The sequence below is a fragment of the Myroides indicus genome, assembly GCF_004364575.1.
GTDB classification, from domain to species: Bacteria; Bacteroidota; Bacteroidia; order Flavobacteriales; family Flavobacteriaceae; genus Flavobacterium; species Flavobacterium indicum_A.
The window spans coordinates 1-17,183 of sequence record NZ_SOAG01000003.1 but is presented as its reverse complement, the minus strand read 5'-3'; the positions used below and the strand labels follow the sequence as shown (position 1 = coordinate 17,183).

Below are 17,183 nucleotides of genomic sequence, written 5' to 3'. Positions count from 1 at the left end.
AAGCGGATATCCCGCTTTTATTTTACTTTGTTTTGATTAAACATTTTGTATTCCATAATAAATGTACCAAACGGGAGTACAGAAGCAGCACAAATAATTGCATATTTTTTAAAACTCCATTTTTCATCTATTTTTAGTACGGTTGCCATTACTATATATATAACAAAGAGTATACCGTGAGCCATTCCTACAATTCTGACTGCTCCGGGCTGGTCTAAAAAGTATTTTAAAGGCATGGCAATGAACAGAAGTACCAGAAGTGAAATTCCTTCTAAAAGAGCTACGTTTTTAAAAAGTTTAAGCATTTGTATGGTCTTTATAAATTTGAGCTAAAATATGATTTGTATTTATATATCAAAACCCAAAAACAAACTTTTTAAAGTTAATTTTTGGGCTGGTTTACTTTTAAGATTAAAAATAATAATTTTTTTAGAAAGATTGAAGTTTAGTGTTGTATTCTCTTAAATCTGCTAAGTTATGCTTGTTTTCAATATCCTTAAATAAAGACAATATATATTGTAAGCTCTCTAAATTATTTTCTTCATCTGCTTCTTCATTATTGATAATTTGATCTTCTTCAATAGGTTCGTCATTTGGTATGCCAATCAGGAAGGCTTCATTTTCTAAAATGTGTTCATAGGTTAATCGAATCGCTTTTACCAAAACCGGTTTTTCTTCTAATAAAGCGTATTCTCTTAATTTTTTTAAATCAGAAACAATGTTTTCAATAACAAGTCCTTCAGTGATAAGATCAGATTGAATTTTTTTGATCAATTTTAATGCATTAGCGTTTTCCACAGTAAAATTATTTAGGTACAAAATTTATTTGCTACAAAAGTAAACTTTTCAATGAGTATATAAATATTTTTAGCTGAAAAAGTTCATTATTTTGCACCGTGTTTTTTTACTTATAATATATATTATGTAAAATAGATTATTTAATATTCTCTATTTTTATACTTTTGCAAAAGTAATTTAGAATTTACCCCAATGCTATATCTCATTTTAAGTATTTTAGGAAGTGTATCAGTCGGTATATTACTTAAAATATCAAAACGCTTTAAAACAGATATTAAACAAATGATAATTGTAAACTATATGGCTACAGTTTTATTATCTTATTTTTATTTTAAGCCATCTGTATGGAATATCCCAAATGATTTGCCTGTTGAAATTATTATTCCTTTATCTGTTTTATTGCCGCTCATCTTTGTAACACTTTATTATTCAATTTTATATTCAGGCATTATAAAAACTGATCTTGCTCAAAGAATGTCTCTTTTTATACCTATTCTTGCCTCTATATTTTTATTTAAAGAACAAATATCTAATCTAAGATATATCGCACTTTTAATAGGATTATTATCTATATATTTTATTCTCAATAAAGAACGTAAAAAAAACATTCTTAATGAACACAAAAAGGCTATCATTTTTTTTCCAATTAGCGTTTTTATAGGGTTTGGTATTATTGACATATTCTTTAAGAAATTGGCTTTATATTCTTCAATCCCATATACAAGCAGTTTGTTTTATGTGTTTTTGTGTGCATTAATAGTCTCTGTTTTAATCAATTTATTGCTAACTTTATTTAAACAATCATCTTTTGCTATTTCAAAATATACAGTATTTTTTGGTTTACCGTTAGGAATACTAAACTTTATAAATATTTTGTTTTATATGAAAGCACATCAGATTTTTGCGAACAATCCTACTACTGTATTCGCAGGAATGAATTTCGGAGTAATTTTATTAGGAACTGCTGTGGGATATTTTTTCTTTAAAGAAAGGTTAACTAAACAAAATCTAATTGGTTTAGCCATGGCTGTAATAGCTGTGTCATTAATTGTTTATACACAGCTATAAAAAAAGTCGAGTAAGAAAACTTACTCAACTTTTTTTAAATTATAATAGTTTTAAATTGTTTTAGTAATAATTTTTTCAATTTCTTCCGGATTAATTAAAGTGGAAATATCTCCAAAATCTTTAGTCTCTCCATTAGCTATTGATCGCAAGATTCTACGCATAATTTTACCAGATCTGGTTTTAGGCAATGCTTCAACAAACTGTATTTTATCTAATTTAGCAATTGGTCCAATGTGGCTGGAGATATATTGATTGATTTCTTTCTTTAGATTTTCACGATCCCTGTACTCCCCTTCCATCTTTAAGGTAATATAACCATATAAAGCATTACCTTTAATATCGTGTTTATATCCTACAACCGCACTTTCTGCAACCGCAGGGTGCTCATTAATGGCATCTTCAATAGGCGCTGTTCCCAAATTATGCCCGGAAACAATCACAACATCATCTGCTCGTCCTGTAATCCGGTAGTAGCCTACTTCATCTCTCAACGCACCATCTCCTGTAAAATATTTTCCAGGAAATTGGGAAAAATAGGTTTCTTTATATCTTTTGTGATCTCCCCAAATCGTTCTCGCCATGGATGGCCATGGAAACTTAATACACAATGAACCGTCTATTTGATTTTCTTCAATCTCGTTTCTTTTATCGTCCATTAATACAGCTTGAATTCCAGGTAATGGCAAAGTGGCATAAGTAGGTTTAGTTGGCGTAATAAAAGGCAAAGGAGAAATTAAAATACTTCCGGTTTCTGTTTGCCACCACGTATCCACGATTGGACATTTTTTCTTTCCTACATGATCATTATACCAGTGCCATGCTTCTTCATTAATAGGCTCACCTACAGATCCTATTACTCTCAAACTTGATAGGTCATGAGAATTTACATAACTGTAATCTTCTGTCATTAAAGCGCGTATAGCAGTTGGTGCCGTATAAAATTGAGTAACTTTATATTTATCAATAATATCCCAAAATCTGCTTGGGTTAGGATAAGACGGAACTCCTTCAAAAAGAACAGTAGTTGCACCATTTAAAAGCGGACCATATACGATATACGAATGCCCTGTAATCCAGCCACAATCTGCGGTACACCAAAAAATATCATTTTCTTTATAATCAAAAACATTTTTAAAAGAATAGGCGGTTTGAACCATATATCCCGCTGTTGTATGAACCATTCCTTTAGGCACTCCCGTAGAACCGGATGTATATAAAATAAACAACGGATCTTCAGAATCCATAACCTGAGCAACGTGATTAGGAGAAGCTTGTTCTAAAAGAGGTTCCAGCCATAAATCTCTTCCTTCCATCATTTTGATATCAATTCCCGCACGGTTGACAACTAAAACTTTCTCCACAGACTCACATTCAAGTAGTGCTTCATCGATAATGGGTTTTAAAGGAATTTTTTTATTACCTCTGAAACTGCCATCGGATGTGATAACAAACTTACATTCTGAATTGGTAATTCTTTTAGAAATGGCGGAAGAAGAAAAACCTGCAAATATTACACTGTGTATTGCTCCGATTCTGGCACAGGCAAGCATAGAGATAGCTAACTCGGGAATCATAGGCAAATAAATACACACCCTATCCCCTTTTTTAATTCCCTGATCTTTTAAAACATTTGCCATCTTTGATACTCTGGCATATAAGTCATTGTAACTTATTCTTTGCTCTTTTTCTTCAGGGTTATTGGGTTCAAAAATAATAGCTGTTTTTTCTCCTCTTTTTGCCAGATGACGATCTATACAATTTTTCACAATATTTAATTTGGCATTGGTAAACCACTCAAATCGAGCTTCTTCCATATCAAATTCAAAAACTTTATCCCAAGCTTGATACCAAACAAAGTTTTCCTCCGCTATTTTTCCCCAAAATTTTCTGGGTTCTCTTACAGATTTTTTATAGTGTTTAAAATATTGCTCTAAATTTTCAATTTTGTAATAACTCATAAACTGCTTAAGTCTTTTGTAAGTAATTTTTAATTTCTAAATGTATGAAAATTGTATAAAAAAACAAATATTATTTTTAGAATATCCGATTATAAAATAATTTATTTCTAAAAAAAAATATCCGAAATTTAAAAGCTATAATCACTTTTTTTAGCAGTTTCAAATTCCTCAATAATATTTGTTATGATATTTTCTACTGTATCTATTTGATCAATAACTCCTACAATTTGTCCTATTTCTAATTCGCCATTAACTAAGTCTCCTTCAAACATTCCTTTTTTGGCTCTTCCCCTACCCAAAAAATTCTTTAATTCTTCTGTTGTCGGGCAAGTCGCATATAGCTCTTGCAGTTGTTGATAAAAATCGTTTTTAATGAGTCTAACGGGAGCTAATTCTTTTAAGCTAACCATTGTACCGCCTTCCTCTGTTTTCAGCAAAAGGTTCTTAAATTCGGGATGAGATGAACTTTCTACCGAAGCAGCAAATCTTGTTCCCATTTGTACGCCGTCTGCACCTAAAACCATAGCAGCCAGCATTCCTCGTCCCGTAGCAATTCCTCCTGCTGCAATTAAAGGAATTGAAATTTTATCTCTAACCATTGGAATTAAAGTCAATGTGGTAGTTTCTTCTCTTCCGTTGTGCCCGCCTGCTTCGAACCCCTCGGCAACTATTGCATCCACACCCGCTTCTTGAGCTTTTAAGGCAAATTTAGAAGAACTGACTACGTGTGCTACTGTAATTCCTTTTTCCTTTAGCCAAGTTGTCCACGTTTTTGGGTTTCCCGCCGAAGTGAATACGATTTTTACGCCTTCATCTACAATAATATTCATAATCTCTTCAATATCGGGATAAAGCATGGGAACGTTTACTCCGAATGGTTTATCAGTTGTTTTTTTACACTTTTGGATGTGTTCTCTCAAAACTTCGGGATACATGGATCCGGCTCCGATTAATCCTAATCCGCCTGCATTGCTCACTGCACTTGCCAATTTGTAGCCGCTGTTCCAAATCATTCCTCCTTGAATAACCGGGTATTTTATATTGAATAATTGTGTGATTCTGTTCATATTTTATTTTTTTAATTGGAATTTTTGAATCCTTTTTTGCCGTCTTAGATAAAAATTTTAGACAAAGTATTGAATGGAACTCTGTGTTTGATATTTGGCATAAATTGTGACCTGCTGCCAATTAACGTATCATTTTCAATAACTACGGTGTCAAAATACATGGTAAATTTTTCTCCTTTAAAATCGATAACGCAAATTTCGATAGAAGGCGAATTATGTAAATAAATTTTATTTCCTTTTTTATCAAATACTTCTAAAGAATCGAGTTGTAATGCGTTATACGAAGAATTAAAAAAAATTGGCAAAGCATTTAAGCTAATCTTTTTTTCGACCATAGAGCTGTTTTCTAATTGATTTTTTAAACTTACAGGTGACATTTCATAAGTGGCACATGAAACGCATACTGACAATAAAGATATAATAATCGTTTTTTTCATCTTAACAACAAAAATAGGCAAATCAAACTAATAACACTTCTATTTTTGTGGAGAATACCTTTTTGGATGACTTGTATTAAAATATTTTTTGAAAAAATTTGTTTACCTACCTATTAGTAGGTATATTTGTATTATGAATACAAGAGATAAAATAATTTTATTAGGCGATAATCTAATTAGAAAGCGAGGATATAATGCTTTTAGTTTCAGTGATATATCCAAAGAATTAAATATAAAAAACGCTTCTATACACTATTATTTTCCTACCAAAACAGCTTTGGTAATTGCTATCATACAAAAACACCTTATATTATTGGAAAAATTTAAGGAAAAAGTATCAGAGAAGGATTCTGTTCAAAAAATTATAAAATTTTTGTCTGTTTACTCTATTACAAAATCTGAAGGCAGGATTAGTATTTTAGGATCTCTCTCCAATGATTATTTCACATTTACCGCCGAAGTACAAACAGAATTAAAAATATTAACCAATAACACATTAAACTGGCTTACTGACACTTTAAAGGAAGGAAGACAACAAGGTTTTTTCCATTATGATATGGAAGACAGAAAAAAAGCTCTAATTATTATTACAAACATTTTGGGAGCAGAACAGTTGTCAAGAGTAACGGATAATTATGATTTCCATAAAATTAAAGAAGCCATTATTAATGACTTAATAAAATAAAAAGTATGAGAAGAGTAGTTGTAACAGGAATCGGGGCTTTAACCCCTATTGGGAATAATGCAAATGATTTTTGGCATTCATTAATTGGAGGTAAAAGCGGTGCAGCTCCTATTACCCGATTTGATACCACAAAATTTAAAACAAAGTTTGCTTGTGAACTCAAAAACTTTAACCCTTTAGATTTTATTAACAAAGCAGAAGCCCGTAGATATGATTTATATACTCAATATGCATTGATAGCGGTTGAAGAAGCTATAAAAGAAGGCAATATAAACTTTGATGAACTGAACAGAAATCGCATTGGCGTAATATGGGGATCAGGAAACGGAGGGATCGAAACTTTTCAACAACAAATAACTGAATTTGTTTTAGGAAACAGAACTCCCCGATTTAATCCTTTTTTTATTCCAAAAATGATTGTGGATATAGCATCGGGAGTTATTTCGATTAAATACGAATTAAGAGGTATTAATTTTACTACTGTATCTGCTTGTGCAACTTCCAATACTGCTATTATTGATGCCTATAACTATATAAAGTGGAATAAAGCCGATATGATAATAACTGGAGGTTCTGAAGCCGCTATTACCGAAAGTTCTGTAGGAGGTTTTAATGCCTCCAGAGCTTTATCGACAAATAATGATAATGCGCAAACGGCATCAATGCCTTTTGACGTTAACAGAGATGGTTTTGTCATTGGCGAAGGTGCGGGTGCTATCATTTTAGAAGAACTGGAACAAGCCAAAAAAAGAGGAGCTACTATTTTAGCAGAAATTATAGGTGGAGGGATGGCAGCTGATGCTTATCATTTAACAGGTACACATCCTGACGGAGAAGGCGCCTATCTAGGAATGCATGCAGCTTTGGAAGATGCAAATATTCAGCCAAAAGATATAGATTATATTAATGTTCATGCTACTTCTACTCCGCAAGGCGATCTTAGTGAATTAAAAGCCATAGAACGGGTATTTGGGACAAAAAATAAACTTAATATCAGTGCTACAAAATCAATGACCGGACATTTATTAGGAGCTGCCGGTGCCATTGAAGCCATAGCGTGTATTAAAGCTGTTAAAGAAGATATTGTTCCGCCGACCATAAACAGCAGGGAAATTGAACCGGAATACAAAAATATGTTTGACTTTACATTAGATAAAAAGCAAAATAAAACAGTTAATTATGCCATGAGTAATACTTTTGGTTTTGGCGGACATATTGCCACAACAATATTTAAAAAGTATGAAGAATAAGCTTTAAAAAGATAAATGGCACCTCAATTAAAGTGCCGTTTATCTTTTTTCTTATTATAACTTTGAGATTACTCCCGAACCGATTAATTCTTCACCAATGTGCCAAGATACAAACTGTCCTTCTGTAATTGCCGATTGAGGTTCGTCAAATCGGACAAACATTCCGTCTTTGACTTTGTGTAAAACAGCTTTTTGCAAAGGTTGACGGTATCTTATTCGGGCGGATATATTCATAGTTTCCCCGTCTTTTAAAGCTAAATCTTCACGAATCCAATGGATTTCATTTCCTTTTACAAATAAAGCCTTGTGAAAAAGTCCCGGATGTTGATTTCCCTGTCCGGTGTATATAATGTTTTCCTTTACATCTGTCGCTATAACAAACAGTGGTTCAGCTGTTCCTCCTACATTTAATCCTTTCCTTTGTCCAATTGTAAAAAAATGTGCCCCGTAATGATTGGCAACTTTTTTCCCCATTTCAGGAGTGTAAACAAAAGCTTTCGCTTCCGCTTTTAACTGTTCTTCTATCGCTGTATTTTCAGATATTGCTTTAGTGTTAAAAACAGGTGCATCGGCAGGAATTTCATAAATAAAACCATCTTTGGGCTTTAATTGCTGTTGTAAAAATTCAGGCAAGCGGACTTTTCCAATAAAACAAAGTCCTTGCGAATCTTTTTTATCCGCTGTAATTAAATTCATTTTAGTTGCAATTTCACGTACTTGCGATTTTTGTAAATTACCAATTGGAAATAGTGCTTTTGCTAATTGTTGTTGCGACAATTGACACAAAAAATACGATTGGTCTTTATTGGAATCAGCCCCGGCTAAAAGTCTGTAAACTGTTTTTTGACTTCCGTTTTTATCCGTTACTGTTTCTTCTCCTTTTTGACAATAATGTCCTGTGGCAACATAATCAGCACCAAGCTCCATTGCTATTTTCATAAAAACATCAAACTTGATTTCGCGGTTGCACAAAACATCCGGATTAGGAGTACGTCCCTGCTCGTACTCGTTAAACATGTAATCAACAATACGCTCTTTGTACTGCTCGCTTAAATCTACGGTTTGAAAAGGAATCTCCAGTTTTTCGGCAACCATTAAAGCATCATTGCTGTCCTCCAACCAAGGACATTCGTTGGATATGGTTACCGAATCATCATGCCAGTTTTTCATAAACAGCCCAATAACCTCATATCCTTGTTCTTTTAATAAGTATGCTGCTACACTGGAATCTACTCCTCCAGAAAGCCCTACCACTACTCTTTTCATAATATACCTTTCCTTGTAATGAAAATAAATGGCAAAAATACAACTTTATAATTTTGATTGAGATAATGTTGGCAAAGGTTTAATAAAATTAAATTGTGTGTTTTTGCCAACCTATAGTAATTTTATTATATTTAGGGAGTGTGTTATTACATTTTGACTAATTTTTCAAATATGAATAGACAGAATAAAAAAAAGACGATTATTTATTTTATAGCAGGTTTAATAATTGCAGCTTTAATCATTATTACTTTAAACGAAAGTAAAGTAAAAGAACTTAATGAAGAAATACCTTTCCTGAAAATTATATTTATAGCGACTTTCATCATTGGTTATTTAGCTTTTTTAAGTCGTAAAAACATAAAAACGAGAAGAATAATGGCTGTTATTGATTTAATTGTAGGTTTATATTTTATAATGCGTTTTGGGTATGATGTATTTGAATGTTCTTTAACAGAGGTGTCTTTTTCTACATATATATTTTTATTGATGGGAGTTATTCTTGCTTTATTTGGAATTAGAGATTTAAAGCATGATAAAAAAACATTATACAAATAATAATATCAATAAACTTAGAGGTATTAATTGGATAAATATCCTCCTCATACTTCTATTATTGTTGTTTTTAGTTTAAAAATATATAAAAACAAAAAAGCAGTTCAAGTTGAACTGCTTTTTTATATAGATTATTTTTTCTTTTGTTGTTCTTTTAGCTTTTGCTGTTGTTGAGCCTGTTCCATCATTTCCTGCATCTTACGTTGAAACTTCCCTTTTGGTCTTTGTTTCGTTTTATTTTCTTCGATGATGGCTTTTATTTTATGATCTTTTACAATGTGATTTTTAATAACATACATGATTCCGATAGTAATTAAGTTGGAGATAAAGTAATATAAACTCAATCCGGATGCATAGTTATTAAAAAAGAACAACATCATTATAGGAGAAATGTAAATCATAACTTTCATTAATTTCCCCATATCAGGCATCCCCTCCTGTTGCGGTTGAGCCATTTGCTGATCTCCGGTAGTCATTTTCATATAAATAAAAATAGCAACTGAAGCCAATAACGGAAATAAACTTACGTGATTGCCGTAAAACGGAATACTGAACGGCAGCTGTGCAATTGAATCGTAGGATGACAAATCGTCTGCCCACAGGAAGCTTTTTTGGCGCAAATCAAATGCTGACGGGAAAAATTGAAATAATGCGTAGAAAATTGGAATCTGCATTAATGCCGGAATACAGCCTGCCATTGGATTTACTCCTGCTTTAGAATACAAATTCATCGTTTCCTGCTGCTTTTTCATCGGATCGTTTTTGTATTTCTCGTTTATTTCAGTTACTTCAGGTCGAATAGCTTTCATTTTAGCCTGAGAGAGATATGATTTGTAAGTTAACGGAGAAATAAGCAATCTTACTAAAATAGTCAAAACTACAATAGCAATTCCATAAGGTAAAAATGAACTTAAAACACCAAAAACAGGGATAAATAAATAACGGTTAATCCAGCCAAAAATTCCCCATCCCAAAGGAACTACATTGTCCAGGTTTCTTTCAAAAGACTTTAGTATTTTATAGTCAGAAGGACCAAAATACCAGTTCATATCATAGTTTAATTCGCCATTAGAATAAGCTAAAGGAACTACACTGTTGAATTGCTTGGTAAATACAGTATCTACTTTTTCGTCATTTACAAGATTTTTAGACGTAATACTTGCAGATGAAAAAGGTTTTTCTGTCAACAAAATGGAAGTGAAAAAATGTTGTTTATAGGCAATATAGGTAACATCTTTAATCGTTTTGTTATCCTCTTTACTCGTAGGACTTAAGTCGTTATCTTTTCCTTTTTCATGCTCATAGTACAAGCGTGTATAGCGGTTTTCGTACGAAATGCTTTTTTCGTTTCTATAAGATTTTAAATTCCAATCCAATTCTGGATTTTTAGAAATATCTACTATTTTATTTAATCCCTGCGTGCGGATTGAAAAATCCAGCATATAGCTGTCTGGTTTTAAAACATAACGATATTCTAAAAATTGATTTTCAGAAGCTTTTAAACGCATTGATAAAACCTGATTTTTACCTTCTTTCGTGAGTTCAGGTTCAAAATATAAATCTTTTGTATTTAAAGTACGGTTATCTGTTGTATGAATTTCAAGATTAAAATCAGCATTTTTATCTTTTATCAATTCTACAATTTCTCCTGATTTTTTACTGAAACGAGTAAAATCATTAACAATAACATTAGAGAGCATTCCTCCCTTGTTATCGATCGTTAAAGTAAGCAAATTACTTTTTAGCTGTGTACTTCCACCTTCTGCTGACGGTAGCATTCCGCTATATGCAAAATTACCTAACGTAGAAAGCAATGCTTCATTTTTTAAAGAATCGCTTTCAAAGTGACTGCTTATTGCGTTCTCAATCGTATCTGTTTGCGCTTGTTTTATCTGTTCTGTTTGTACAGCTTCTTTGTTCTCGTTAATAGTCTCCTGCTCTTTGTTGATGTTGTTAAACATCATCCAGATTAGCAATCCAGCTATAATGATAAAGCCAATAATACTGTTTCGATCTAGTTTTTTTTGTTCCATTACTTCTTTTGTAATTATTCAAATAAAATTTTGAAGTTGTTTTCAATCAAAAACAATTTACTTGTTTTTGATAGCTGCTTTTATAAAGTTTACAAAAAGCGGATGCGGTGCAGCCACTGTACTTTTATATTCCGGATGAAATTGTACACCCAAAAAGAAAGGATGATTGTTCAGCTCTACAATTTCAATTAATCCTGTATCCGGGTTCCAGCCTGATGCAGACAATCCGGATTTTTCAAAATCTTCTAAATATTCGTTGTTAAACTCATATCTGTGACGATGACGTTCATTAATTAAACTTTCACCATATATTTCAAAGGCTTTAGAACCTTCTTTTAATTTGCAGTCCCAACCACCCAATCGCATGGTACCTCCTTTTTCTGTAATCTCTTTTTGTTCTTCCATAAAAGTAATTACAGGGTATTGTGTACTTTCGTTAACTTCGGTTGTATTAGCAGAAGAAAAACCAAGCACATTTCGCGCATATTCAATTACTGCCATTTGCATTCCTAAACAAATTCCTAAAAATGGTATTTTGTTTTCTCGGGCATATTTTACAGTCTCTATTTTACCTTCAATTCCTCTTGATCCAAATCCTGGTGCAACCAGTATTCCATCTAAATTTTTAAGTTTTTCACCTGCATTAGATGCTGTTATAAAATCGGACTGAATAGAAATTATATTTACCTTACTTTCATTTACTGTTCCTCCGTGTACTAAGGCTTCTAAAATAGATTTATAAGAATCCTGCAATTCTACATATTTACCCACCAAACCGATATTAACGACGTGTTTTGGATTTTTTAAACGATGTAAAAACTCATTCCATTTTACTAAATCGGGTGATGTTTTTTCAGGTAAATCTAATTTTTTCAGCGCAACTTTATCTAATCCTTCTTCCAACATCAGATTAGGAACTTCATAAATGGTATCTGCATCAATCGACTGGATAACAGCTTCTGGTTTTACGTTGCAAAATTGTGCCAGTTTTTGACGTATTTCGGTAGATAAATTGTGTTCTGTACGGCAAACCAGAATATCAGCCTTAATTCCACTCTCCATTAAGGTTTTTACAGAGTGTTGCGTTGGTTTGGTTTTTAATTCTCCTGCCGCTGCCAAATAAGGAACCAATGTCAAATGCACAACAATAGCGTTATTATCACCCAGTTCCCACAATAATTGACGCACTGATTCTATATAGGGCAATGATTCTATATCACCTACAGTTCCTCCGATTTCAGTAATGACAATATCAAACTCTCCAGACTTTCCTAAAAGCTGCATGCGCTCTTTAATCTCATTGGTAATGTGAGGAACAACCTGAACTGTTTTACCTAAAAACTCTCCTCTTCTTTCCTTCTCAATAACAGATAGATATACTCTTCCGGTAGTTACGTTATTTGCCTGAGAAGTAGGAACATTTAAAAAACGTTCATAGTGACCTAAATCTAAATCCGTTTCAGCTCCGTCATTAGTCACGAAGCACTCTCCATGCTCGTAAGGATTAAGCGTTCCCGGATCCACGTTAATATAAGGATCAAATTTTTGTATCGTAGCAGAGTAACCCCTTGCCTGCAAGAGTTTTGCTAAAGATGCAGCAATAATTCCTTTGCCTAAAGACGAAGTAACTCCCCCGGTAACAAAAATATATTTAGTCTGTTTCATCAGTTGTATTTGTTGTGTTGTTAAAACTAAAACTCGGCAAAAATACAACTTTTCAAGCGATTGTTCTAATTTTAATTTAGTGAAAAAAGATTAAGTTTTTGTTAACAATCAAGCCGGTTTTGAATTTGTGGTTCAATTAAATCACCTGCAATTATATAAACCGGTCCATATAATCAAAGTATAAAAATTGTGAATATGTTTAGAATGATGCTTTCCAAAACCTTATTTTAAAAAAGTATTATTCCGTATCTTTGTATTTTTGCAAAAATATGTTAGATACTCAAGAAAAAATAGAGGTTTTAGGAGCAAGAGTCCATAATTTAAAGAATATTGATGTTGTTATTCCGAGAGAAAAATTGGTTGTGATTACTGGTTTATCCGGGTCAGGGAAATCTTCTTTGGCATTTGATACCATTTATGCGGAAGGACAAAGGCGCTATATTGAAACTTTTTCTGCTTATGCCCGCCAGTTTTTGGGCGGATTAGAAAGACCGGATGTAGATAAAATAGATGGATTATCTCCTGTTATTGCTATAGAACAAAAAACAACTAATAAAAGTCCACGTTCAACGGTAGGTACAGTTACTGAAATATACGATTTCCTTCGTTTATTATATGCTCGTGCCGGAGAAGCCTACAGTTATAACACCGGCGAAAAAATGGTCAGTTATTCTGACGAACAAATTTTAGATTTAATTGTTCAGGATTTTAAAGGTAAAAAAATCAATTTATTATCTCCGGTAATTCGTTCAAGAAAGGGCCATTACAGAGAGTTATTTGAACAAATAGCTAAACAAGGTTTTGTAAAGATCCGAATTGATGGAATCATAAAAGATATTGAATCGGGCATGAAAGTGGATCGGTATAAAACGCACGATATTGAGATTGTAATAGACCGTATTGCTATCGATGAAAGTGAGCAAACAAAACAGCGTTTGGCAGAAAGTATTAAAACGGCCATGCATCACGGAGATGACATTATCATGGTTTTGGAACAAGATAGTGAAAATCCTCGTTTTTTTAGCCGTCATTTGATGTGCCCTACAACAGGAATTTCGTACCCTAAGCCAGAGCCTAACAACTTTTCTTTTAATTCGCCGAAAGGAGCTTGCGAGCATTGTAACGGATTGGGTGTTGTTAATGAAGTAAATCTGAGTAAAATTATTCCCGACAAAAAACTATCCATCAAAAAAGGAGGTTTGGCTCCTTTGGGGACAGAAAAGAAATCGTGGATGTTTAAGCAGTTAGAAACGATTGGACAGAAATACAATTTTACGCTAAATGATCCTATTGAAAATATTCCGGAAGAAGCTCTAAATATTATTTTAAACGGCGGACAGGAAAGTTTTTCAGTTAAACATACGATAGCAGGAATTACCAAGAATTATAAAATTGATTTTGAAGGGATTTCCAATTTTATCAAAAACCAATATGAGGAAAGCGAAAGCAGTTCTATCAAACGATGGGCAAAAGAGTTTATGGATGAAATAGAATGTCCTGCTTGTGAAGGTACCCGACTTAGAAAAGAAACTCTGTATTTTAAAATAGGAGATAAAAATATTGGAGAACTCATCCAGATGGATATTGAAAATCTGATTGAGTGGTTTAAAAATCTGCCTGAACAGCTTTCTGAAAAACAACTTGCCATAGCAGGTGAAATTCTCAAAGAAATCAATACAAGACTTTCCTTTTTAAAAGATGTCGGACTTACCTATTTATCTCTTAACAGAAGCTCAAGAACACTATCCGGAGGAGAAGCACAGCGCATCCGTCTGGCAACGCAAATAGGTTCTCAATTGGTCGGAGTCTTATATATTTTAGACGAACCGAGCATAGGGTTGCACCAAAGGGATAATGCGCGTTTGATTGCTTCATTAGAGTCATTGCGTGATCTGGGCAATTCTGTATTAGTCGTTGAACACGACAAAGATATGATTGAAAAAGCAGATTACGTTATCGATATAGGTCCCAAAGCCGGAAAAAACGGAGGAAAAATAATCAGTGAAGGCACGCCGAAAGAACTGTTGAAAGAGCATACACTTACTGCTCAGTACTTAAATGGTGAATTAGAAATAAAAGTTCCTGAAACGAGAAGACAGGGAAATGGAAATACTTTAAAATTAGAGGGTGCAACCGGAAATAATCTTAAAAATGTTTCTATTGAAATTCCTTTAGGGACAATGACCTGTGTTACTGGTGTTTCGGGTTCAGGCAAATCAACGTTGATAAACGGAACGCTCTACCCTATTCTAAACACTCATTTTTACAGAGCTGTTGCAAAACCTAAACCCTATAAAAAGATTAAAGGATTAGAGCACATTGATAAAGTAATTTGCATTGACCAAAGTCCTATCGGAAGAACGCCTCGGTCCAATCCTGCAACTTATACGGAAGTTTTTTCAGACATACGCAATTTGTTTTCCCAGACTCCCGAAGCCGCTATAAGAGGATATAAGCCAGGTAGGTTTAGTTTTAATGTTTCTGGTGGAAGGTGCGATACCTGTGAAGGTTCGGGAGTACGAACCATAGAAATGGGTTTTTTACCCGATGTATATGTAGAGTGTGAAACTTGTCAGGGCAAGCGGTTTAACAGGGAAACTTTGGAAATCAGATATAAAGGAAGATCAATTTCGGACGTTTTGGAAATGACGGTTGCTGAAGCCACAACTTTCTTTGAAAATATACCCAAAATATACCGAAAATTAAAAACTATCGAAGAAGTGGGCTTAGGCTATATTACATTAGGGCAGCAAAGCACAACGCTTTCCGGAGGGGAAGCTCAACGAATAAAATTAGCCACTGAATTATCTAAAAAAGACACCGGAAATACTTTTTATATCTTGGATGAACCTACAACTGGTCTGCACTTTGAGGATATCAGAGTATTGATGGAAGTTATTGATAAATTAGTTGACAAAGGAAATACTGTTTTGATAATAGAACACAATTTGGACGTTATCAAACTGGCTGACTATATTATTGATGTAGGCTATGAAGGAGGAAGTAAAGGAGGCAAAATTGTAGCTACCGGCACACCGGAAGAAATTATAAAAAATAAAAAAAGTTATACTGCTCAGTTTTTAAAAGCAGAATTAAAAAAATAAATTGACTATGAAAGATACATTTGAGAATGAAGATGCACTAATTCAGGAGAAATTCAAACAGAAATCATGGAATGAAATAAAGTCTAATGATTCCTGGGCGATTTTTAAAATCATGTCCGAATTTGTAAATGGTTATGAAAAAATGGGACGAATTGGTCCCTGTGTTTCTATTTTTGGTTCAGCGCGCATAAAACAAGACAATCCGTATTACAAGCTTGCCGAAGAAATTGCTTTTAAAATCAGCAAATCCGGATATGGAATTATTACAGGCGGAGGTCCCGGTATTATGGAGGCAGGAAATAAAGGAGCTCATTTAGGTGAAGGAGTTTCGGTAGGACTGAATATAGAACTTCCTTTTGAGCAACACTTTAACCCTTATATTGATAATGACAAAAATTTGCAATTTGACTACTTTTTTGTTCGCAAAGTAATGTTTGTAAAGTATTCTCAGGGATTTGTAGTATTGCCGGGAGGATTTGGTACTTTAGATGAACTTTTTGAAGCAATTACACTTATACAGACTCATAAAATAGTTAAATTCCCTATTGTTTTAGTAGGTACTGATTTTTGGTCGGGATTATTTGATTGGATTAAAACCGTGTTATTGGAAAAATATCACAATATTTCTCCTAAAGACCTGAATTTAATTAAAATCGTAGATACCGCAGATGAAGTGGTAGAAATTATTGATACTTTTTATAAAAAATATAATCTTTCACCTAACTTTTAAATGAAACAAAATATCTGTCTTCTTTTTGCGATTTTATTTTTTGTATGTTCTAAAGCACAAACCGTTATCCCATTTCACCTGACGGAACACAACAATATTATTGTAAAAACTCTGGTTAACGAAAAAGACAGCTTAAATCTGATGTTTCAGATTGCTATGGAAGACGCTTCTATTTCTCCTAACCGAATTAATCGAGCAGAAAATATTCTGTTTGATAAAAATGGAATCAGTGAGGATAATAAACTACAAATCGGAAATTTGATATGGAAAAACATTCGGTTTTTTGATGGTGAGCTAAGCGGACAACAATCTGACGGTAAAATTGGAACAAGTATTTTTAAGGATCAAATCTTTAAAATAGATTATGACAATAATCTATTTGTAATTTATGATGAAATGCCTGATTTAAAAAATTACACCAGTATTCCGCTCACTTATAAAAATAAGGCAATCTTTATAGATATTGATAATATTAACCCGTGGTGCATTTAGGTAATATTAATTTTTAAGTTGTTTATATTTCTATTAGCACTTCCGTTTATTGTTTGAATAATAGTAAGAGTTACTATT

At 33.1% G+C, this 17,183-nt stretch carries 15 protein-coding genes; 7 read left to right on the top strand and 8 right to left on the bottom strand.

Translation table 11 applies throughout. The features are described 5' to 3' along the window. Positions 1-17: 17 nt before the first annotated feature. Both C8P70_RS01595 and C8P70_RS01590 read right to left on the bottom strand, forming a co-directional pair. Positions 18-305: a DUF3817 domain-containing protein gene (locus tag C8P70_RS01595; RefSeq protein ID WP_133711607.1), complete on the bottom strand. Its 288-nt coding sequence runs from the start codon at positions 303-305 to the stop codon at positions 18-20. Positions 306-429: 124 nt separating this feature from the next. Continuing rightward, positions 430-798, bottom strand: coding sequence for a hypothetical protein (locus tag C8P70_RS01590; protein ID WP_133711606.1), 369 nt, complete (start codon positions 796-798; stop codon positions 430-432). A 363-nt stretch (positions 799-1,161) separates the two neighbouring features. Here C8P70_RS01590 and C8P70_RS01585 point away from each other — a divergent pair, with 363 nt between their 5' ends. Further along, entirely contained in the window at positions 1,162-1,866 is a 705-nt protein-coding gene (locus C8P70_RS01585; RefSeq protein WP_243832638.1) for an EamA/RhaT family transporter, read from the top strand. A 50-nt stretch (positions 1,867-1,916) separates the two neighbouring features. Here C8P70_RS01585 and acs read toward each other — a convergent pair whose 3' ends face one another. From acs to C8P70_RS01570, 3 genes are all read right to left on the bottom strand, one after another. After that, the gene (gene acs / locus C8P70_RS01580; protein ID WP_133711604.1) at positions 1,917-3,824 is read right to left on the bottom strand and encodes an acetate--CoA ligase; all 1,908 of its coding nucleotides are present in this window, start codon (positions 3,822-3,824) and stop codon (positions 1,917-1,919) included. 128 nt (positions 3,825-3,952) lie between these two features. Then, complete coding sequence (locus C8P70_RS01575; protein WP_133711603.1) at positions 3,953-4,891, bottom strand: NAD(P)H-dependent flavin oxidoreductase; 939 nt, start codon at positions 4,889-4,891, stop codon at positions 3,953-3,955. Positions 4,892-4,935: 44 nt separating this feature from the next. Next, entirely contained in the window at positions 4,936-5,328 is a 393-nt protein-coding gene (locus C8P70_RS01570) for a hypothetical protein (RefSeq protein ID WP_133711602.1), read from the bottom strand. Positions 5,329-5,461: 133 nt separating this feature from the next. Here C8P70_RS01570 and C8P70_RS01565 point away from each other — a divergent pair, with 133 nt between their 5' ends. Then, entirely contained in the window at positions 5,462-6,013 is a 552-nt protein-coding gene (locus tag C8P70_RS01565) for a TetR/AcrR family transcriptional regulator (RefSeq protein WP_133711601.1), read from the top strand. A gap of 5 nt (positions 6,014-6,018) precedes the next feature. After that, positions 6,019-7,263, top strand: a complete 1,245-nt coding sequence (gene fabF, locus C8P70_RS01560; protein ID WP_133711600.1) for a beta-ketoacyl-ACP synthase II — start codon at positions 6,019-6,021, stop codon at positions 7,261-7,263. Between the two features lie 54 nt (positions 7,264-7,317). On the opposite strand, the gene mnmA is transcribed toward fabF, so the two are convergent. Next, positions 7,318-8,529 (bottom strand): tRNA 2-thiouridine(34) synthase MnmA, encoded by a 1,212-nt coding sequence (gene mnmA, locus C8P70_RS01555; protein ID WP_133711599.1) that lies wholly within the window; start codon positions 8,527-8,529, stop codon positions 7,318-7,320. A 171-nt stretch (positions 8,530-8,700) separates the two neighbouring features. Between mnmA and C8P70_RS01550 the strand changes: the two genes are divergently transcribed. Beyond that, positions 8,701-9,084: a hypothetical protein gene (locus C8P70_RS01550; protein ID WP_133711598.1), complete on the top strand. Its 384-nt coding sequence runs from the start codon at positions 8,701-8,703 to the stop codon at positions 9,082-9,084. A 128-nt stretch (positions 9,085-9,212) separates the two neighbouring features. On the opposite strand, the gene yidC is transcribed toward C8P70_RS01550, so the two are convergent. Both yidC and C8P70_RS01540 read right to left on the bottom strand, forming a co-directional pair. Further along, positions 9,213-11,114, bottom strand: a complete 1,902-nt coding sequence (yidC, locus tag C8P70_RS01545) for a membrane protein insertase YidC (RefSeq protein ID WP_133711597.1) — start codon at positions 11,112-11,114, stop codon at positions 9,213-9,215. Positions 11,115-11,171: 57 nt separating this feature from the next. Further along, positions 11,172-12,779, bottom strand: a complete 1,608-nt coding sequence (locus tag C8P70_RS01540) for a CTP synthase (RefSeq protein ID WP_133711596.1) — start codon at positions 12,777-12,779, stop codon at positions 11,172-11,174. 269 nt (positions 12,780-13,048) lie between these two features. Between C8P70_RS01540 and uvrA the strand changes: the two genes are divergently transcribed. The 3 genes from uvrA to C8P70_RS01525 are packed head-to-tail and all read left to right on the top strand — an operon-like array spanning position 13,049 to position 17,105. Further along, the gene (gene uvrA / locus C8P70_RS01535) at positions 13,049-15,883 is read left to right on the top strand and encodes an excinuclease ABC subunit UvrA (RefSeq protein WP_133711595.1); all 2,835 of its coding nucleotides are present in this window, start codon (positions 13,049-13,051) and stop codon (positions 15,881-15,883) included. 7 nt (positions 15,884-15,890) lie between these two features. After that, positions 15,891-16,613, top strand: a complete 723-nt coding sequence (locus C8P70_RS01530; RefSeq protein ID WP_166666158.1) for an LOG family protein — start codon at positions 15,891-15,893, stop codon at positions 16,611-16,613. After that, entirely contained in the window at positions 16,614-17,105 is a 492-nt protein-coding gene (locus C8P70_RS01525; protein WP_133711593.1) for a hypothetical protein, read from the top strand. Positions 17,106-17,183 lie beyond the last annotated feature (78 nt).